The sequence below is a fragment of the Pantoea sp. MBLJ3 genome (assembly GCF_000816655.1).
Taxonomy (GTDB): Bacteria; Pseudomonadota; Gammaproteobacteria; order Enterobacterales; family Enterobacteriaceae; genus Pantoea; species Pantoea eucalypti.
Map to the genome: position 1 here is coordinate 320,672 of NZ_JSUT01000005.1, position 18,776 is coordinate 339,447.

At 56.3% G+C, this 18,776-nt stretch carries 19 protein-coding genes; 14 read left to right on the forward strand and 5 right to left on the reverse strand.

Translation table 11 applies throughout. The features are described from left to right. The 4 genes from flk to NP77_RS08085 all read right to left on the reverse strand — a co-directional run bounded on the left by flk (position 1) and on the right by NP77_RS08085 (position 4,101). Positions 1 to 1,047, reverse strand: coding sequence for a flagella biosynthesis regulator Flk (flk, locus tag NP77_RS08070; RefSeq protein ID WP_003854279.1), 1,047 nt, complete (start codon positions 1,045 to 1,047; stop codon positions 1 to 3). 113 nt (positions 1,048 to 1,160) lie between these two features. Beyond that, positions 1,161 to 2,666 carry a tripartite tricarboxylate transporter permease gene (locus NP77_RS08075; RefSeq protein ID WP_003854278.1) on the reverse strand — a complete coding sequence of 502 codons (1,506 nt, stop codon included), beginning with the start codon at positions 2,664 to 2,666 and terminating at the stop codon, positions 1,161 to 1,163. 10 nt (positions 2,667 to 2,676) lie between these two features. Then, positions 2,677 to 3,108 (reverse strand): tripartite tricarboxylate transporter TctB family protein, encoded by a 432-nt coding sequence (locus NP77_RS08080; RefSeq protein ID WP_008926487.1) that lies wholly within the window; start codon positions 3,106 to 3,108, stop codon positions 2,677 to 2,679. A 12-nt stretch (positions 3,109 to 3,120) separates the two neighbouring features. After that, complete coding sequence (locus NP77_RS08085) at positions 3,121 to 4,101, reverse strand: tripartite tricarboxylate transporter substrate binding protein (protein WP_008926486.1); 981 nt, start codon at positions 4,099 to 4,101, stop codon at positions 3,121 to 3,123. A 120-nt stretch (positions 4,102 to 4,221) separates the two neighbouring features. On the opposite strand from NP77_RS08085, the gene tctD reads away from it, so the two are divergent. Next, positions 4,222 to 4,893: a transcriptional regulator TctD gene (tctD, locus tag NP77_RS08090; RefSeq protein ID WP_039659724.1), complete on the forward strand. Its 672-nt coding sequence runs from the start codon at positions 4,222 to 4,224 to the stop codon at positions 4,891 to 4,893. After that, complete coding sequence (locus NP77_RS08095) at positions 4,884 to 6,272, forward strand: sensor histidine kinase (RefSeq protein WP_039659726.1); 1,389 nt, start codon at positions 4,884 to 4,886, stop codon at positions 6,270 to 6,272. Before tctD ends, NP77_RS08095 begins: the two co-directional genes overlap by 10 nt. On the opposite strand, the gene NP77_RS08100 is transcribed toward NP77_RS08095, so the two are convergent. Then, a complete protein-coding gene (locus NP77_RS08100) occupies positions 6,253 to 7,152 on the reverse strand; it encodes a DMT family transporter (RefSeq protein ID WP_003854273.1) in 900 nt (299 codons plus the stop codon). The two genes, NP77_RS08095 and NP77_RS08100, sit on opposite strands and share 20 nt — an antisense overlap. A gap of 89 nt (positions 7,153 to 7,241) precedes the next feature. Here NP77_RS08100 and NP77_RS08105 point away from each other — a divergent pair, with 89 nt between their 5' ends. The 12 genes from NP77_RS08105 (at position 7,242) to argT (ending at position 18,691) form a co-directional block, all read left to right on the forward strand. Then, a complete protein-coding gene (locus tag NP77_RS08105) occupies positions 7,242 to 7,469 on the forward strand; it encodes a hypothetical protein (protein WP_039659727.1) in 228 nt (75 codons plus the stop codon). A 55-nt stretch (positions 7,470 to 7,524) separates the two neighbouring features. After that, a complete protein-coding gene (pdxB, locus tag NP77_RS08110) occupies positions 7,525 to 8,658 on the forward strand; it encodes a 4-phosphoerythronate dehydrogenase PdxB (protein ID WP_008926482.1) in 1,134 nt (377 codons plus the stop codon). 303 nt (positions 8,659 to 8,961) lie between these two features. Further along, positions 8,962 to 9,969, forward strand: coding sequence for an aspartate-semialdehyde dehydrogenase (locus NP77_RS08115; RefSeq protein WP_003854270.1), 1,008 nt, complete (start codon positions 8,962 to 8,964; stop codon positions 9,967 to 9,969). 2 nt (positions 9,970 to 9,971) lie between these two features. Next, the gene (gene truA, locus NP77_RS08120) at positions 9,972 to 10,775 is read left to right on the forward strand and encodes a tRNA pseudouridine(38-40) synthase TruA (RefSeq protein WP_003854269.1); all 804 of its coding nucleotides are present in this window, start codon (positions 9,972 to 9,974) and stop codon (positions 10,773 to 10,775) included. A gap of 29 nt (positions 10,776 to 10,804) precedes the next feature. Beyond that, positions 10,805 to 11,467, forward strand: a complete 663-nt coding sequence (locus NP77_RS08125) for a DedA family protein (RefSeq protein WP_008926480.1) — start codon at positions 10,805 to 10,807, stop codon at positions 11,465 to 11,467. A gap of 144 nt (positions 11,468 to 11,611) precedes the next feature. Next, on the forward strand, positions 11,612 to 12,526 hold the full coding sequence (gene accD / locus NP77_RS08130; RefSeq protein WP_031590594.1) for an acetyl-CoA carboxylase, carboxyltransferase subunit beta: 915 nt from the start codon (positions 11,612 to 11,614) through the stop codon (positions 12,524 to 12,526). Positions 12,527 to 12,620: 94 nt separating this feature from the next. Continuing rightward, on the forward strand, positions 12,621 to 13,889 hold the full coding sequence (gene folC, locus NP77_RS08135) for a bifunctional tetrahydrofolate synthase/dihydrofolate synthase (RefSeq protein WP_008926478.1): 1,269 nt from the start codon (positions 12,621 to 12,623) through the stop codon (positions 13,887 to 13,889). Continuing rightward, positions 13,879 to 14,661: a cell division protein DedD gene (gene dedD / locus NP77_RS08140; protein WP_003854266.1), complete on the forward strand. Its 783-nt coding sequence runs from the start codon at positions 13,879 to 13,881 to the stop codon at positions 14,659 to 14,661. Before folC ends, dedD begins: the two co-directional genes overlap by 11 nt. 265 nt (positions 14,662 to 14,926) lie before the next feature. Then, positions 14,927 to 15,412, forward strand: coding sequence for a colicin V production protein (gene cvpA / locus NP77_RS08145; RefSeq protein ID WP_003854265.1), 486 nt, complete (start codon positions 14,927 to 14,929; stop codon positions 15,410 to 15,412). Between the two features lie 37 nt (positions 15,413 to 15,449). Continuing rightward, a complete protein-coding gene (gene purF / locus NP77_RS08150) occupies positions 15,450 to 16,967 on the forward strand; it encodes an amidophosphoribosyltransferase (protein WP_003854264.1) in 1,518 nt (505 codons plus the stop codon). A gap of 112 nt (positions 16,968 to 17,079) precedes the next feature. Next, entirely contained in the window at positions 17,080 to 17,649 is a 570-nt protein-coding gene (locus NP77_RS08155; RefSeq protein ID WP_008926477.1) for a UbiX family flavin prenyltransferase, read from the forward strand. Positions 17,650 to 17,908: 259 nt separating this feature from the next. Continuing rightward, positions 17,909 to 18,691, forward strand: a complete 783-nt coding sequence (argT, locus tag NP77_RS08160; RefSeq protein WP_003854262.1) for a lysine/arginine/ornithine ABC transporter substrate-binding protein ArgT — start codon at positions 17,909 to 17,911, stop codon at positions 18,689 to 18,691. The last annotated feature ends 85 nt before the right edge of the window (positions 18,692 to 18,776 follow it).

Consider the following 18,776-nt stretch of genomic DNA (forward strand, 5'->3'; position numbering starts at 1 on the left):
TCAGAGTACCAGCCAGAGTAAAAGGGTGATGACGACCAGTGCAATAAAGAAACCCAACAGCGGACGCCCTGCCAGTGACTGAATCGGCGGCGGCAGCGAGGCGACAAAGGGTGACCAGATCGGCTGCGGTTTAATCTCGCTGGCAGCCAGCGGCTGTTCGTGCAGTTTTTCTGCCCGGTCTGCGCGACGGCTGAACAGAAAATTCAGCAAATCCTGAGTCTGCGTCACCGTGAGCACCGTCTGTGGCGTGGCCTGAAAACGCTGCTGGCTGTAATCCTCCAGCTGCTGCCGCTCCTGCTGATCAAGCGGCTGTTTCAGGGAGGCTTCCAGCAAGTGCAGCGTGGGGGCGCTGTGCTGACTCAGCGTCTGGCGCACCTGGAGATATTGGGTCAGCAGCGGGAAGTGACGTGACGGGATCGGATCGCCGCTGGTCAGGTTCACCAGCTTCAGCGCAGCCGTCCACAGCTTACCGGTAGATTCGCCGGTGGCAGCGGCAAGGCGCACCACCTGCTGATTCAGCGTATGGTGCTCAGCAGGCAGCAGCGTACGGTCGCTGACGCGAATCTGCTGCGGCTGGGGAATCGTCATCTGCCCGTTCTGCAGCATCGTCAGCACCTGGCGCAACTGATCCTGGCTCAGCGCGCTAAGCACTGTCTGGCCAAATTGCTGACGGATAAAATCGCTGACAGCCTGGCGGTTATTGCCCTTGGGCAGCAAGTCGGTGAGCTGGGTCATCAGCAGGCGGGTGGCATGTCCATTTTGCGTCTGTGTTAGGCGGTTATTAAGATACTGCTCCGCTGCCGGAAAATGACGCGACTGCAACTCCGCTTCACTCTTGACGCCCACTTCATGACGGAGCCCCGCCCAGAGTTCAGGCGCTTTAAGATTGCTGAGCGAAGAGATACGCACGATCAGGCGTTCTAACGTCGTGCGCTGCGCAGGCGAAAGAGGCTGTTCACCGGCCACGGAACCGTGACGCGTTACGCCGGTTTGCGGATTGACAGATGAACGATCGACCGGCACACCGGGGCCGCTAAGAGGTTGCATGGCGGATTCCTTGGAAAAACAGAACAGCGTGGGGTGCGCCGGAAAAAGAATAGGCCATGATAGCAAAAGCCCCCGGGAAATCCCACGGGGGCATGCGCGTTTCGGCAGGAGAATTACGCTTCGGTGCGCTTCAGTTGGTGACGACGCCAGCGTTTCCAGATTGGCGGCACCAGCAGAACCGCAATTGCCAGAACCAGCAGGATTTTACAGATCAGACTTTCCCACAGAATGACCATGTTGCCGTTGCTGATCGACAGGGCGCGACGGAGGTTCTGCTCCAGCATCTCACCCAGCACAAATCCCAGAATCAACGGCGACATCGGAAAATCCATTTTACGCAGGATATAACCAAAGATACCCAATCCCACCATCAGCAACAGGTCAAAGGTGGTGCTGTGCACCGCGTAGACGCCCACGGCAGAAATAGCGGCAATGGCTGGCACCAGAAACCACAATGGAATGGTTAGCATGCGGGCGAAGACGTTGATCATCGGGATATTCATGATCAACAGCATTACGTTGCCAATCAGCAGGGCAGCAATCAAGCCCCAGACAATATCTGGCTGCTCAACAAACATCGCCGGTCCTGGTGTGATGTTGTAGAGCGTTAATGCGCCGACCATCACCGCTGTTGTCCCTGAGCCGGGAATACCCAGTGTCAGCATCGGAATAAAGGATCCACAGGCAGAAGCATTGTTTGCCGCTTCCGGTGCTGCCACACCACGAATATCGCCTTTACCGAACTGATCGCTGCCGCTGATCTTTTTTTCAGTCATGTAGGCAATAGCACTGGCGATGGTGGCGCCTGCGCCAGGTAACACACCCACAAAGAAACCGATAAACGAGGAGCGCAGCGTTGCGCCGGTTGCCATAGAGGCTTCTTTCATGTTGAACATCATGCGACCGCTGGCACGAACCGCTTTCTGCCCGGTACTGGTGGACTCTAGCATCAGCAGAATTTCGCTGACTGAGAACAGACCAATCACCACCACCACAAACTGAATGCCATCGGAAAGGTGAACGCTGTCAAAGGTAAAGCGGTACACGCCGGTATTGGCATCCACGCCCACCGTAGCCATGCTGAGCCCTATTAATGCCGCAAGGAACGACTTCAGGGGATTGTGACTCATCATGCTGCCAAGACAGGCGATAGCGAACACCATCAGCGCAAAATATTCCGCCGGGCCAAATGCCAGCGACCAGCTGGCCAGCAGGGGCGCGAACAGAATAATGCCGATAATCGCGATGGTTGAACCGATGAATGAACTGACAGCTGAGATGGACAGGGCAACGCCTGCTTTGCCCTGTTGCGCCATCGGATAACCATCCAGCGCGGTCATGATCGCGCCGGCATCACCGGGCACGTTCAGCAGGATGGAGGAGATGCGTCCGCCATATTCACAGCCGATATAGACCGTTGCCAGCAGGATCAGCGCCGATTCCGCCGGTAAGTGCAGGGCAAAGGCCAGCGGCATCAGGATCGCCACGCCGTTGATCGGCCCCAGACCCGGCAGCAGGCCGACGATGGTACCGATAAAACAGCCAATCAGGGCAATCAGCAGGTTCTCTGGCGTCATGGCGACGGCAAAGCCCTGCATTAAAAAGGACCAGGTATCCATGATACTCTCCTTAACTCAGCCAGCTGCCGACCGGAAGGGTCACTTCCAGCAGACGGTCAAAGGCATAAAAAAGTGTGGAGCCCATTACCACGCCGGACAGTGCGGCTGCCCACCAGCGCGCACCAAACAGCAAGCCGATGCCAAACGTCAGCAGCGTTGTGCTGATGGCAAAGCCCAGCATTTCAAACAGCCAGCCATAGAGCATCATCATTGCCGCCAGCGCCACCAGACGTTTCAGTGTGCTGTGGGCTGGCCAGTGAATGGTGTCCGGTTTACGAAACAGCATCAGCACGGCACAGATTGCCATCAGGCCAAGGATCGCCATTGGGAACGGTCGTGGTCCCACCGGTTCGTAGCTGTATTCACTCTGAATTTGCCAGGCTATTACCATGCCGCCGAGGCACAGGGCCAGCCAGAGGCCCGCAAAAATACGATCGCTCATGATTCGCTCCGCTTATTTGGCCAGACCAAATGATTTTGCCTTCTCACGATAATCCGCCACCTGCGTTTTCACGTAGCTATCGAGTTCCTGCCCGAACATGTTGAATTCAAACAGACCACGCATATCGCGTTGTTTTTTAAACTCCGGGGTATCCACCATCTTTTTAAATGCCTGCTCCCACCACTGATAATCAGCATCGCTGACTTTAGGGCCGAGGTAGTAGCCACGAATAACGGGCCAGACGATATTAAAACCCTGTTCTTTGGCGGTAGGGACCTCAGCCAGCTGGCCAGGAAGACGTTGATCGGACATCACCGCCAGTACCCGCATTTTGCCGCCCTGCAGATGTGGCACCATCTCACTCATGTCGCCGGAAACCACCTGAATATGATTGCCGAGCAGCGCCGTTACCGGCTCACCACCGCCTTCAAAGGCGACATAGCGCATTTTGCGGGGATCGATGCCCGCTTCGCGCGCCAGCAACGCCGTTTTCATCCAGTCCTGACTGCCGATTGATGCGCCGGCACCGACCACCACTTTGGTCGGGTCTTCTTTCATTGCCGCCATCAGTTCGCCCAGGGTTTTCCATGGCGCGTCTTCGCGGACGGCGACCATACCGTAGTCCGTTCCCACGGCGGCCAGCCACTTCACATCGTCAACCGAATAGCGGCCAAATTTGCCCTGTGACAGGTTCAGCAGCGATCCGCCAGAAAAGGCGACCACCGTGCCCGCTTCAGCCGGACGCTGGGCAATAATGGCGTTATAGGCCACCGCACCCACGCCGCCAGGCATATAGGTCACGCGCATCGGGGTTTCAATTTGTTTGGTTTCCTGCAGCGAGACCTGCAACAGCTTGCAGGTAAGATCAAATCCGCCGCCCGGTTTGGCTGGTGCAATACATTCGGTGCGGCCAGGGCCGTCAGCGGCATTCGCAGCCGGCACCAGCAGAGCCAGCAGGGCAGAGGTAAGGGCGGTATGGATTATTTTTTTCATCGTGCGCTCCATTCATTCTTCCAGAGTGTGATTACAGCCGTAATATTGGCGTTACTGAATTGTTAAAACAGTTACCTTTCATTTACCTTTCACTGCCCGGATTTAATGACAGGATGTGATATGCGTCTCTTACTGGTAGAAGATACCGTTGAACTGGCACGCTGGCTGCAGAAGGCGCTGACGCAAAAGGGCTTCGCCGTTGACTGGGTTGCAGATGGGGTTGCCGCCGATCACGCGTTGCAATGTGAAGCCTATGCGCTGGTCGTGCTGGATGTTTCCCTGCCGCGTATTGATGGTCTGGAGGTGCTGACGCGGTTACGGCGGCGTGGACAGGGTGTGCCGGTGTTGCTGTTAACGGCGCGCAGTGCACTGGATGACCGGGTGCGCGGCCTGAATCTGGGGGCGGATGATTATCTGACCAAGCCGTTTGAACTGGATGAACTGGAAGCGCGATTGCGCGCGCTGTTGCGGCGCAGTCAAAGCCAGGCCGCGCAAAGTCAGTCACTGGGGCAACTGGTGCTGGATGGTGAAGGCTATTTTCTGCTGGCTGAAAAGCCGCTGGCATTAACGCCGCGCGAATCCAGTATTCTTACTACCCTGATGCAGCGCCATGGCCGGCCCGTTTCCCGTCAGCATCTCTATGAACAGACCTTTACTCTGGCTGATGAGGCCAGTCCGGAGAGCATTGAGCTGTATGTGCATCGGGTGCGTAAAAAACTGGCGGGCAGTGATGTAGCGATTGTGACGCTGCGCGGACTCGGCTACAGCCTGGAAACCTTGCCGTGCGGCTGATTCACTCTCTGCGCGGCGAGCTGCTGGCGTGGCTGGGCCTGCCACTGCTGTTGCTGTGGGCCCTGTCAGTCTATACCCACTATCAGAGTGGGCTGGCGGCAGCCAACCAGGCCTATGACCGCTCGCTGCTGGCTTCGGCCCGAACCGTGGCAGAACGTCTGGTGGTACGACAGCAGCATCTGGAAGTCGATGTTCCCTGGGTGGTGCTCGACAGTTTTGAACGTAATATGAATGATCAGCTGTTTTATCAGGTCATTTCCCCGCAGGGGAAAACCCTCTCCGGTTACGACGATATGCCGCCGATTCCGCCAGCCAGTAAAATGTCGACCGCTTATCCGGCGCTGGTGCACTTCTATGATGGTCGCTATCACCAGCATCGCATTCGCGTTGCGGCACTCTGGCAACCGGTCAGTGAGGCGGGTGTTGAAGGCATGGCACTGGTCCTGGTGGCTGAAACCATTAATTCTCGTCAGGAGTTCGCCAGCCGGTTGATGCGCACTGCGCTGATCAGTCAGAGCGGGCTGGTTCTGATGACGCTACTGCTGGCCAGTCTGATGCTGCGTCGGGTGCTGCGACCGCTACGTCGACTGTCACGCATTGTCCTGCAGCGGGATGGGGGAGAGTTAACGCCATTGCCGTCATTACCCTGGTCAGAGCTTCAGCCGCTGATCATCGCGTTTAACCGTTACCTGGAGCGCCTGCGCGGGCTGCTGGCGCGTCAGGATCGCTTCAGCGCCGACGCGGCTCACCAGCTTCGCACCCCGCTGACCATCCTCAAAACTCAGGTCAGCGTGGCACTCAACAGCGATCGTCCTGAGCAGTGGCAGGAGAGCCTGCTTGGGATGCGCCACACGCTGGATGAGACCATTTTACTTACCGACCGGCTGCTACAGCTGGCCCGCATTAAAGCACGGCATGGTGAAGATAAGCCAATGGCACGTGTCGATCTGGCCGCCATTGTGCGTGAAGCCTGTTTTAGCCGTTATCCGGCGGCGCGAACCCGACAGCTTGACCTCGGTTATGAGGGTGAAGAGTGTCATAAGGTGGTGGGGGATGGTGTTCTGCTGGGCGAGCTGTGCGCCAACCTGCTGGATAACGCCATTAAATACACCCCGCACAATGGCGTGGTGACGGCGCGCGTGACACCTGGAAAACTGGAAATTGAGGATAGTGGTCCGGGCATTGAGGATGCCAGTCAGGCCAAAGCACTGCAGCCTTTTCAGCGGCTGGATAATGTCGGCATGCAGCCCGGTGCGGGTATTGGTCTTGCGCTGGTCCAGGATATCTGTGCCTGGCATGGTGCCACAATGCAGCTGGACCGCAGCCCGCAGCTTGGCGGGCTGCGGGTAACCGTCTTGTTTACCTCGGTGGCAGGCTGACCGCTTTACGCCGGATTAACGGCGTACGCAGTCGCTGCGCCAGGATGACACCGCCCAGCGTCAGACCGCCGCCAATCCAGTGGTAACTGTGCAGCTGTTCATGCAGGAATATCACCGCAATCACCGCGGTAAATACCGGAATCAGATTCATAAAGATGCTGGTGGTGCTGGCCCCCAGACGCTGCACGCCATGGATCCACAGGAAAGGCGCAATGATCGACGCAAACAGACCGGCAAATGCCACCAGCGGCAGATTATGCCGGTTAAGCGCCACCTCAGGTGCCAGCAGAAAACCAGGCAACAGCAGCACGACACCAAATAAAATCTGCACATACAGGCTTTGCCAGATAGGCAGCGGCAGCGCCCAGCGCCGTGTCAACACGCCATAGAGTGCATAGGCGGCGGAAGCGGCCAGCATCAGCAGTTCGCCTTTGCCCAGTCCATGATTCAGCAGTTGCATCACATTGCCTTCACTGACCAGCCATACCAGACCGATGAATGAGATGATACTGCCGAGCAGGATACCGAGCGTCGGCGCAATGCGGAGGATCACGACGCTCAGCAGCACGGTGAGCAGCGGAATGAGTGCGCCAATAATGCCCATAAAGAGTGCGCTGACACTGTGTGCCGCGTAATACGCGAGGCTCTGATAGAGCACCATCCCGAGCAGTCCAAGCATAGCCAGCCGCCAGAGATGCGGCTTGATAGCCACACGCGCCCGCCACACGCCCGGCAGCACAAAGGGCGTCAGCACCAGTAGCGCCAGCAGCCAGCGATAGAAAGAGATCGCCGCGGGATCGATCGCACTGGCTGAGAGCTTGCTGACAATGGAGTTGATTGACCAGATTATTACCGCAAAGAGCGGATAGAGGAAAAACATGCTGACTCTCTATATGTATAATTAATGAGGCGCATTGTACGCGTGTCCGGATTTATTCAGATCATTAATATCGGAAAAATAAGTGATTGATGGGACAGAGTGATCCTGAAAGTGACCAGTCACTCCCCGCGTCATATGACATCGGGCGGGTCACGACAGCGGCTGCGTTTTCTGCGCGCCATCGTGCTGCCGGAGCAGGGGGACGTGTGCAGCGTCTCGCCCTTGCGCTGGAATACCGTTCCGCCCCGGCGCTGATTGTCATTTTCAGGCAGCCGGCGGAAATCACGCCCGATCGCTATCGCGCACGGTTAGGCTAACGCGTCGCTTTGTGCCAGAATCACTCCCCTCTATGCAACTGACAGGAAAGCCGTAGTGAAAATTCTGGTCGATGAAAATATGCCCTACGCCCGTGAGTTATTCAGTCGTACCGGCGATGTTGTCGCGGTGCCGGGACGTCCGCTGCCGGTGGCAGAACTGGCCGATGCCGATGGTCTGATGGTGCGCTCAGTCACCCAGGTGAATGAGTCACTGCTGGCAGGAAAGCCGGTAAAGTTTGTCGGAACCGCCACGGCGGGCACCGATCATATCGACGAGAACTGGCTGCAGCAGGCGGGCATTGCGTTCTCTGCCGCTCCGGGTTGTAACGCCATTGCCGTGGTGGAATATGTTTTCTCTGCGCTGCTGCTGCTGGCGGAGCGTGACGGCTTTGAGCTGCGTGACCGCACGGTCGGCATCGTCGGTGTCGGTAACGTTGGCGGGCGTCTGCAAAAGCGTCTGGAGGCCTGGGGCATCAAAACCCTGCTGTGCGATCCACCACGCGCCGATCGGGGTGACGAGGGCGATTTCCTGTCGCTGGAAGCCGTCACCGCACAGGCTGATATTCTGACTTTCCACACCCCGCTGTTTAAAGACGGCCCCTATAAAAGCTGGCATCTGGCGGATGCGGCGCTGCTGATGGCGCTGAAGCCCAACACGATTCTGATCAATGCCTGTCGCGGTCCGGTGGTGGATAACAGCGCGCTGCTGGAAGTGCTGAAAATGCGGCCGGATCTCAGCGTTGTACTGGATGTCTGGGAGCCGGAGCCGGATCTCTCACTGGCGTTACTGGATAAAGTTGATATCGCCACGCCGCACATTGCGGGCTACACGCTGGAAGGTAAAGCACGCGGCACCACGCAGGTATTTGAAGCCTGGTGCGATTTTATTGGTCAGCCGCAGCAGGTGCCGCTCAGCACTTTACTGCCGGTGCCGGAATTCAGTGAAATCACCCTGAATGGCCCGCTGGATCAGCCAACGCTGAAACGCCTGGCGCATCTGGTGTATGATGTGCGCCGCGATGATGCCCCCCTGCGTAAAGTGGCGGCCAAACCGGGCGAATTTGATCGCCTGCGCAAGCAGTATCTGGAGCGCCGCGAATGGTCGTCGCTGCAGGTGAACTGTGATGACGCCACAACGGCTGAGAAGCTAAACCAGCTGGGCTTTAACGCAATCATCTCCCCGAAATAACGGGCGCTGCAGGTCAGTCGCCCCGGCGCAGTTTCCGCACTGAATCAGTCAGTGTACGGAAACGATGCGTACTGCTGGCATGGCTGCATGACGGTGGTTTCCGGGGGAGATACCCCATGGATTTCGGGTTGCATTGCGGCGGCAAGAGCACGAGTCCCGATGAGCTTACTCAGGTAAGTGATTCGGTTGAGTGAACGCAGCCAGCAAAGATGCAACGTGAAAGACGATGGGGATAAATCTGAATCCCTGGGCGGTGAATATCACCGCCTTCTGTTTTTATGTCATTGTCTGGAGTAAACCAACATGTCTGACGGCTGGAATATTGCGCTACTTGGCGCGACAGGCGCAGTAGGGAACGCTGTACTGGAACTGCTGGCGGAACGCCAGTTCCCGGTTGGTGAATTATATTTGCTGGCCAGCGAAAACAGCGCAGGCGAAATCAAGCGTTACGAGGGCCGCTCGGTGCGGGTCGACAATGCAGAGACATTCGACTGGTCACAGGCGCAGCTGGCCTTTTTCGTGGCGGGACGTGACGCTTCGGCGCGCTTTGCCGATGAAGCGGCAAACGCCGGTTGTCTGGTGATCGACAGCAGCGAGCTGTTTGCGCTGGAACCTGATGTGCCGCTGGTAGTGCCGGATGTGAACCCGCAGGTGCTGGCTGATTATCGTAATCGCAACATCATCAGCGTGGCAGATAATCTGGTGAGCCAGCTGCTGACCGCGATAAAACCGCTGGTGGATGCAGCCGGACTGAGCCGTTTACAGGTGACGAACCTGATCTCGGTCTCCAGCTACGGCAAAGTGGCGGTGGATGCGCTGGCCGGGGAAAGTGCCCGCTTGCTGAATGGTATTCCAGCCGATGAACACCATTTTGGTCGTCAGCTGGCATTTAACCTGATGCCCCAACAGGCCGATGCAGAAGGCAGCGTGGAAAGTGAACGTCGCCTGATTGATCAGGTGCGTAAAGTCCTGCAGGACGAAGGCTTACCGATTGCGGTCAGCAGCGTACAGGCACCGGTGTTCTACGGTAATGCGCAGATTGTGCATATCGAAAACCTGCGCCCGCTCTCTGCGGAAGAAGCGCGTGCCGAGCTGGCGCTGGCGTCAGATATTCGTCTGAGCGAAGAGGATGAAGTGCCAACGCCGGTTACGGATGCCTCAGGCAACGGCGAACTGAGCATCGGCGCGGTACGCAACGACTACGGTATTCCGGAGTTGCTGCAGTTCTGGTCAGTGGCGGACAATATTCGTTTTGGCGGCGCGCTGATGGCGGTGAAAACTGCCGAGAAACTGGTTCAGGAGTATCTGTAACCATGTCCGATGGTCAGACACAAAAACTGGCGCTCGGCATCGAGTATGACGGCAGTCGTTACTACGGCTGGCAACGTCAGAATGAAGTCCGCAGCGTGCAGGAGAAGGTAGAGCGCGCGCTGTCGAAGGTCGCGGATCACCCGGTCAGCATTTTTTGCGCGGGCCGCACCGATGCCGGCGTTCACGGAACGGGGCAGGTGGTCCATTTCGAGACGACATCGCAACGACCTGATGGTGCCTGGACGCTGGGCGTTAACGCTAATCTGCCGCCGGATATTGCGGTGCGCTGGGTGAAAGCGGTGCCGGATGAGTTTCATGCCCGCTTCAGCGCTACGGCCCGACGCTATCGCTACCTGATCTACAATCAGCGTCTGCGTCCGGCGGTGCTGTCGCAGGGCGTCACGCACTTCTACCATCCTCTGGATGCGGAGAAGATGCAGCGCGCCGGGCAATGTTTGTTAGGCGAAAATGATTTCACCTCATTTCGCGCCGTGCAGTGCCAGTCGCGTACCCCGTGGCGCAACGTGATTCATCTTAACGTCACGCGTCAGGGCCCTTACGTGATTGTGGATATCAAAGCCAACGCTTTTGTCCATCACATGGTGCGCAATATCGTGGGCAGTCTGATGGAGATAGGCTGCGGCAATAAGCCTGAGTCATGGATGGCCACGCTGCTGGCAGCGAAAGATCGGACACTGGCGGCAGCCACAGCCCGGGCAGAGGGATTGTATCTGGTGGCGGTGGACTACCCATCCCACTTTGCGTTACCACAACCGTCGATGGGACCGTTGTTCCTCGCGGATTAATTTACTTTCAGGACTTAAAAGGGCGCGCTATGGAGTTTATCCATTTTCTGGTCGATTTTATTCTGCACATCGATGTGCATCTTGCTGAACTGGTTGCACAGTACGGTATCTGGATTTACGCTATTTTGTTCCTGATTTTGTTCTGCGAAACCGGACTGGTGGTCACGCCATTCCTGCCGGGTGATTCGCTGCTGTTTGTGGCTGGCGCACTGGCCGCGCTGCCAGGTAACGATCTCAATGTGCACATTATGGTGGCATTGTTAGTGGTAGCGGCGGTTCTGGGCGATGCGGTGAACTACACCATTGGCCGCCTGTTTGGCGAACGGTTGTTCAGTAACCCGAACTCGAAGATTTTCCGTCGCAGCCATCTGGATAAAACCCATGCGTTTTATGCCCGTCATGGCGGAAAAACCATTATCCTTGCGCGCTTTGTGCCCATCGTCCGGACATTCGCGCCGTTTGTTGCGGGTATGGGCCATATGTCCTATCGCCACTTCGCACTGTTCAACGTGACGGGTGCGCTGCTATGGGTGCTGCTGTTCTCCTACGCCGGCTACCTGTTTGGCGATCTGCCGGTGGTGCAGGAGAACCTGAAGCTGCTGATTGTCGGCATTATCCTGGTGTCGATTCTGCCGGGTGTGATTGAAGTCTGGCGTCATCGCCGTCAGGCTAAGCAGCAGAAGCTGCCATAAGGCTTCGCTCAGGGGTAAGACCAGATTTTTATCCACAGTCTGAACAGGTTGTGGTTTAATGAGCGACATTTACCGTCTGCTGAAGCGGTTTTCAGCAGTATCAAGACGACTGGACCAGGTCAGTTTTAAACAGAAAGGTCATCAATGAGCTGGATTGAACGCATTCTTAATAAAAGCACCGGAACGCCTGTGCGCAAAGCCAGTATCCCGGAAGGGGTCTGGACCAAGTGTGACAGCTGTGGTCAGGTTCTCTACCGCGCCGAGCTGGAGCGTAATCTTGAGGTCTGCCCGAAGTGTGACCATCACATGCGTATGCATGCCCGTGAGCGTCTCGGCAGTGTCCTCGATCAGGGCACTATGGTTGAGCTGGGCAGTGAACTTGAACCTAAAGATCTGCTCAAGTTCCGTGACTCCAAAAAGTATAAAGACCGTCTGGTAGCGGCCCAGAAAGACACCGGCGAGAAAGATGCGCTGGTTGTCATGAAAGGTCAGCTGCACGGCATGCCGGTTGTTGCGGCAGCCTTTGAATTTGCCTTTATGGGCGGTTCAATGGGTTCTGTGGTTGGTGCGCGCTTTGTGCGTGCGGTTGAGCAGGCGTTAGAAGATAACTGTCCGCTGATCTGCTTCTCCGCCAGTGGTGGTGCCCGTATGCAGGAAGCGCTGCAGTCGCTGATGCAGATGGCGAAAACCAGTGCGGCACTGGCCAAAATGCGCGAGCGCGGTCTGCCATATATTTCTGTGCTGACTGACCCGACGATGGGTGGCGTTTCGGCCAGTTTTGCGATGCTGGGTGACCTCAATATCGCGGAGCCTAAAGCGCTGATCGGCTTTGCCGGTCCACGCGTGATCGAACAGACCGTGCGCGAAAAACTGCCGCCAGGCTTCCAGCGCAGTGAGTTCCTGATTGAGAAGGGCGCGATCGATATGATCATTCGTCGTCCGGAAATGCGTTACAAACTGGCAAGCCTGCTGGCAAAAATGATGAACCTGCCAGCACCGCTGCATGACGGTGAACAGTCCGCTCCTGCGACGACTGAATCGGAAAGCAACGAGGCCTGACAGGAGATAGAGAGGTGCGTCCAAAGCACCTCTTACCAATGCACCGTATACCGCAGCACCAGTCTGCCAGGTATAAATAAGCAAAACGGGACATATGGACAATCTTCACCTTCCTCAAGCCACGTCGCCTTTGGCCACGTGGCTTTATTATCTTGAGCACCTGCATACTCAGGCCATCGAACTGGGTCTGGACCGTATTCGTCAGGTAGCACTTCGTCTCGACCTGCTGAAACCCGCTCCCTTTGTCTTTACCGTAGCCGGCACTAATGGCAAAGGCACGACATGTCGGACCCTGGAAACGCTGCTGATTGCCGCGGGCTACCGCGTTGGCGTCTACAGCTCGCCACATCTGGTGCGCTACACCGAGCGTGTTCGGGTCCAGGGAGAGGAGCTGAGTGAAGCGCAGCACTGCGCCAGCTTTGCGGAGATTGAAGCCGGACGTGCGGATATCTCCCTGACCTATTTCGAATTTGGCACGCTCTCTGCGCTCAATCTTTTCCGCCAGGCGCAGCTGGATGTGGTGATTCTCGAAGTCGGCCTCGGCGGACGGCTGGATGCCACCAACATCGTGGATGCCGATGTCGCCGTAGTCACCAGCATTGCACTGGATCATACTGACTGGCTTGGGCCGGATCGCGAAAGTATCGGGCGTGAGAAAGCGGGTGTGTTCCGGGCGGGGAAACCGGCAGTCGTCGGTGAACCCGATATGCCACACAGCATCGCGGTGGTCGCGCAGGAAAAAGGTGCTGAGCTGTTACAGCGCAACCGTGACTGGTCATGGCAAGCCCAGGCCGAAAGCTGGTCGCTGCGTGATGCGCTGGGGGAGCTGAACGATCTGCCACTGCCCCAGGTGCCGTTACCTAACGCGGCGACGGCACTGGTGGCGCTGCGTGTCTCAGGGCTTGAGGTCAGTGAGGCGCAGATTCGCGCCAGCCTGCCGCTGGCGATGCTGCCAGGGCGTTTTCAGACGATTAGTGAATCACCGCGCGTGATTCTGGATGTCGCCCATAATCCGCATGCAGCGTCGTATCTGGCGTCACAGCTGGCGACGCTGCCGAAACGCGGCAAAGTGCATGCCGTCGTGGGCATGCTGCATGATAAAGATATTGCCGGTACGCTGACGGCGCTGGCACCCATGGTCGATGCCTGGTACTGCGCACCGCTTGACGGTCCGCGCGGCGCCAGTGCTGAGCAACTGCTGGATTGCCTCTCGCAGGGCGAAGCCTTTAGCTCGGTTGAGCTCGCCTGGCAGCAGGCACGCCAGCGGGCAGCGCCGCAGGACACTGTGCTGGTCTGTGGTTCATTCCACACCGTTGCGCAGGTCATGGAATCGATTGAAACGGAGAAAGGACGTGGCAAGTAAGTTTCAAAACCGTTTAGTCGGCACCGTTATTCTGGTCGCCGTTGGCGTGATTGTGCTGCCAGGGCTGCTGGATGGTCAGAAAAAGCATTACAAAGAAGAGTTCGCAGCCATTCCGCTGGTGCCGAAACCTGACGATCAGCAGGACAGTGAAATGGTGCCACCGGTTACCCAGTCGCTGCCATCCCAGCCACCTGAAGGCGCGGGCAATGCGGTCAACAGCAGTAATGGTAATAGCAAAAGCAGCGTCACGGCAGAGCAGGGGCGTGCCGAGCCGGATGATGATACCGAACCGACTGTGGTTTCGCCGCCGCCGGTTCATCAGTCTGTGCCTGCACAGACGGTGACCAAACCGAAAGTGGCAGAGCAGCAGAAAACTAAAGTCACTGAGCAGCCTAAGCAGAAACCGGTCGAACAGCAGAAGCCTAAAGCGGTGGAGCAGACGAAGCCGAAGCCGGAAGAACCGCCTAAAGCGGTCGAACAGCCGAAGCAGGAAGCGGCGCCAAAAGCAGCAGAGACGACCGCACCGGCAGGGCAGGCTTATGTGGTGCAGTTAGGTGCGCTGAAAAACGCCAGCAAAGTGAATGAGATTGTCGCGCAGTTGCGGCTGTCGGGCTATCGCGCCTTTACTGTGCCTTCAACGCCCGTTCAGGGTCAGATTACCCGCATTTACGTCGGGCCGGATGCCTCGAAAGCCAAAATGCAGAGTGCCGTTGGCGAGCTGAAAAGCATCTCAGGGTTGGGCGGTGTTGTGAAACCGTACAGCGCCCGCTAAACCGGCGATTGGCGCTGCCGATAGCAGTAACAGGCAGCGTCTTTTTCCCGGCGTACAGCGTGATCAGGTCGCGCTGTAGGACTGAAAAAGTGAATATTTTCAACGGCCTTTCCGGCTGAGAATCACCCAGGCGATTGCGTTTTTTTTCATCGCCTTTTTTATGGATGCAGAAAAAGAAAACCGCTACGCAAACGTTTTCTTTTTCTGTTAGAATGCGCCCCGAACTGGATGCAGGGGTGCAATTGCACTGGCGCTGGAAGAGTTCATGATCTGGATTGATTACGTCATTATTGCGGTAGTTGGTTTTTCGGCTCTGGTCAGCCTCGTCCGTGGGTTTGTCCGGGAAGCCTTATCTCTTGTTACCTGGGGATGCGCGTTTTTTGTCGCCAGTCATTACTACGCCTACCTTGCAGTCTGGTTTACAGGTTTTGACGACGAACTGGTTCGTAACGGTATCGCCATCGGTGTGCTGTTTGTGGCTACCCTGATTGTAGGGGCCATTGTGAACTACGTTATCGGCACGCTGGTGGAGAAAACCGGCCTGTCGGGAACCGACCGGGTGTTGGGCGTCTGTTTCGGGGCGTTGCGTGGTGTGCTGATCGTAGCCGCTTTGCTGTTCTTCCTTGATACATTCACTGGCTTTTCTAAAAGTCCAGACTGGCAACAGTCTCAACTCATTCCCGAGTTCAGTTATATCATCAGGTGGTTTTTTGATTACCTGAAAAGCACGTCGAGTTTTTTACCCCGGTGATGTGACCGGGAGTGCGGCTAAATGAGGAAATGACAACATGTGCGGTATTGTCGGTATCACCGGTTTCATGCCGGTCAACCAGTCGATCTATGACGCGTTAACGGTGCTCCAGCACCGCGGGCAGGATGCCGCAGGCATTTGTACGATTGATGCGCTGAAATGTTTTCGCCTGCGAAAGGCAAATGGCCTGGTCAGCGACGTTTTCGAAGCACGCCACATGCAGCGTCTGCAGGGCAATATGGGGATTGGCCACGCGCGTTATCCCACTGCGGGAAGCTCCAGTGCCTCTGAAGCGCAGCCATTCTATGTAAACTCCCCATACGGCATCACCCTGGCGCATAACGGTAACCTGACCAACGCCCACGTGCTGCGCAAGCACCTGTTTGAAAAGGGCCGCCGTCACGTTAATACCACCTCAGATTCTGAAATCCTGCTGAATATCTTTGCGCAGGAGTTAGATCGTTTTCAAAATGATCCGCTGGAAGCCGACAACATTTTTGCCGCGGTGGCTGCCGTACATCAGCAGGTGCGAGGCGCCTACGCGGTTGTCTCGATGATTATCGGCCACGGCATGGTTGCTTTCCGTGACCCTAATGGCATCCGTCCGCTGGTGCTGGGCAAGCGCGTTATCGCTGATGGTCGCACCGAATATATGGTCGCCTCCGAGAGCGTCGCGCTGGATACGCTGGGCTTTGAGTTCATCCGTGACGTCGCACCGGGTGAAGCCGTCTATGTCACTGAAGCGGGCCAGCTCTCTACCCGCCAGTGTGCTGAAAACCCGAAAAGCAATCCGTGCCTGTTCGAATATGTCTATTTTGCCCGTCCGGACTCTTTCCTGGATAAAATCTCCGTCTACAGCGCCCGTGTCCGCATGGGCACCAAGCTGGGCGAGAAAATTGCCCGCGAGTGGGAAGATCTGGATATCGACGTGGTGATTCCTATTCCGGAAACCTCTACCGATATTGCGCTGGAAATTGCCCGTATTCTCGACAAGCCTTATCGTCAGGGCTTCGTGAAAAACCGTTACGTTGGCCGTACTTTTATCATGCCGGGCCAGCAGTTACGTCGCAGCGCGGTTCGCCGCAAGCTCAACGCTAACCGTGCCGAATTCCGTGATAAAAATGTCCTGCTGGTGGATGACTCTATCGTGCGCGGCACCACCTCAGAGCAGATCATTGAGATGGCGCGTGAAGCCGGCGCTAAACGCGTTTATCTGGCGTCTGCTGCACCGGAAATTCGTTTCCCGAACGTCTACGGCATTGATATGCCGAGCGCCACGGAACTGATTGCGCATGGCCGCGAAGTGGAAGAGATTCGCCAGCTGATTAAAGCCGATGCGCTGATTTTCCAGGACCTGGACGATTTGATTGAAGCGGTGCGTGAAGAGAACCCGGACATCGCCCAGTTTGAATGCTCGGTGTTCAACGGTATCTACGTGACGAAAGATGTCGATCAGCAGTATCTGGAGTATCTGGAATCGCTGCGCAACGATGACGCCAAAGCGCTTCAACGCCAGAACGAAGTCGAAAACCTCGAGCTGCACAACGAGGGCTGATATGCTCAGCGGGTGGTCAACATAAAGCAGGGCGGGAGCAATCCCGCCCTGTTTGTTTTCAGAAACCTGCTGGCCGCGTATGATGGTGCATTGGCTGACATAAGGTTGGAATATGAAACGACTCATCATTGGCATCTCCGGCGCAAGCGGGGTGATCTATGGCGTGCGCATGCTGCAGGTGTTGCAGCAGGTGGAAGAAGTAGAAACGCATCTGGTCATGAGCCAGGCGGCGCGTCAGACGCTGGGGCTGGAGAGCGACTATTCGCTGCGTGACGTGCAGGCGCTGGCCGATGTGGTGCATGACGTGCGCGATATTGCAGCAAATATCTCGTCGGGGTCGTTTAAAACCCTGGGCATGGCGATTTTACCCTGCTCAATGAAAACGCTTTCAGGCATCGTCCACAGTTACACTGACTCCCTGCTGACCCGTGCGGCTGACGTCATATTAAAAGAGCAGCGTAAGCTGGTATTGTGCGTACGTGAAACGCCATTGCACGTTGGACACCTGCGCATGATGACCACCGCCGCCGAGCTGGGCGCCATAATAATGCCACCAGTGCCGGCTTTTTATCATCGGCCTGAAACCATCGATCAGCTGATTGACCAGACCGTCAACCGGGTTATTGATCAATTCGATATCGAATTACCGGAAGATCTCTTCGCGCGCTGGCAGGGTGCATAAAGTTCCGCTGGCGCACTTATTTAGTGCATAAGCGCGCCTCGGATCACTCTTCGTGCATTTGATGCACCAAAAGTTAACAACGTCGCTTTTTCTCTTTTACTTCACTGCTATATTCCCCCTACAAACACAGCGTTTTCGCCTGTCTGACATCACGCTAACTGCGTGGAAAACTTGCAGAACTGGCATGAAACATGCAAATTAATTTGCGCAAACACATCACAAACCACATAACAAAAAGCACTTCACTTGAGGGTAATCTATGAAAAAGCGTGTTCTGGCTCTTTCCCTGATGCTGGGCTTATCCAGTGCTGCCAGCGTATTCGCGGCAGTGCCGGGTTCAATCCGTATCGGCACAGATCCAACTTACCCACCGTTTGAGTCGAAAGACGCGCAAGGCAAGTTAGTGGGCTTCGATATCGACCTCGCTAACGAAATCTGTAAACGTATTCATACCCAATGCACCTACGTTGAAAGCGACTTCGATGCGCTGATCCCGTCGCTGAAAGCGAAAAAAATTGATGCCATCATCTCCTCACTTTCCATCACAGCAAAACGTCAGGAAGAGATCGCCTTCTCGGATAAGCTTTACGCTGCTAATGCGCGTTTAGTCGCACCGAAAGGATCGAAAATTCAACCGACCATTGAGTCGCTGAAAGGCAAAAATATCGGTCTGCTGCAGGGCACAACCCAGGAAACCTATGCCAATCAAAACTGGCGGCCTAAAGGGGTTAACGTCACCCCTTATGCTAATCAGGATCTGGTTTATCAGGATCTGAATGCCGGTCGTATTGATGCGGCCTTCCAGGATGAAGTGCAGGCCAGCGAAGGTTTTCTGAAGCAGCCAGTCGGTAAAAACTACGCGTTTGCCGGTCCGGCCGTCAAAGATGACAAGATCTTTGGCGTCGGCACCGGTATGGGACTGCGTAAAGATGACAGCGAACTGAAAGCCGCCATCGACAAAGCCTTTGCTGACATGCGTAAAGATGGCACCTACGACAAGATTGCGAAGAAATACTTCGATTTCAATGTGTACGGCGACTAACCATCCTGTCGCTTTACCTTCTGTTTCCGTTCTGCCGGGACTGAGCCGGTTCTGCCCGAGGCAGAAACCGGACCTGGCCCAGTGA

Coding starts and splice junctions, on each gene's coding strand:
- flk (WP_003854279.1), bottom strand. CDS start 1,047: ATGCAACCTCTTAGCGGCCCCGGTGTGCCGGTCGATCGTTCATCTGTC.
- NP77_RS08075 (WP_003854278.1), bottom strand. CDS start 2,666: ATGGATACCTGGTCCTTTTTAATGCAGGGCTTTGCCGTCGCCATGACG.
- NP77_RS08080 (WP_008926487.1), bottom strand. CDS start 3,108: ATGAGCGATCGTATTTTTGCGGGCCTCTGGCTGGCCCTGTGCCTCGGC.
- NP77_RS08085 (WP_008926486.1), bottom strand. CDS start 4,101: ATGAAAAAAATAATCCATACCGCCCTTACCTCTGCCCTGCTGGCTCTG.
- tctD (WP_039659724.1), top strand. CDS start 4,222: ATGCGTCTCTTACTGGTAGAAGATACCGTTGAACTGGCACGCTGGCTG.
- NP77_RS08100 (WP_003854273.1), bottom strand. CDS start 7,152: ATGTTTTTCCTCTATCCGCTCTTTGCGGTAATAATCTGGTCAATCAAC.
- NP77_RS08105 (WP_039659727.1), top strand. CDS start 7,242: ATGGGACAGAGTGATCCTGAAAGTGACCAGTCACTCCCCGCGTCATAT.
- NP77_RS08115 (WP_003854270.1), top strand. CDS start 8,962: ATGTCTGACGGCTGGAATATTGCGCTACTTGGCGCGACAGGCGCAGTA.
- truA (WP_003854269.1), top strand. CDS start 9,972: ATGTCCGATGGTCAGACACAAAAACTGGCGCTCGGCATCGAGTATGAC.
- NP77_RS08125 (WP_008926480.1), top strand. CDS start 10,805: ATGGAGTTTATCCATTTTCTGGTCGATTTTATTCTGCACATCGATGTG.
- accD (WP_031590594.1), top strand. CDS start 11,612: ATGAGCTGGATTGAACGCATTCTTAATAAAAGCACCGGAACGCCTGTG.
- folC (WP_008926478.1), top strand. CDS start 12,621: ATGGACAATCTTCACCTTCCTCAAGCCACGTCGCCTTTGGCCACGTGG.
- cvpA (WP_003854265.1), top strand. CDS start 14,927: ATGATCTGGATTGATTACGTCATTATTGCGGTAGTTGGTTTTTCGGCT.
- purF (WP_003854264.1), top strand. CDS start 15,450: ATGTGCGGTATTGTCGGTATCACCGGTTTCATGCCGGTCAACCAGTCG.
- NP77_RS08155 (WP_008926477.1), top strand. CDS start 17,080: ATGAAACGACTCATCATTGGCATCTCCGGCGCAAGCGGGGTGATCTAT.
- argT (WP_003854262.1), top strand. CDS start 17,909: ATGAAAAAGCGTGTTCTGGCTCTTTCCCTGATGCTGGGCTTATCCAGT.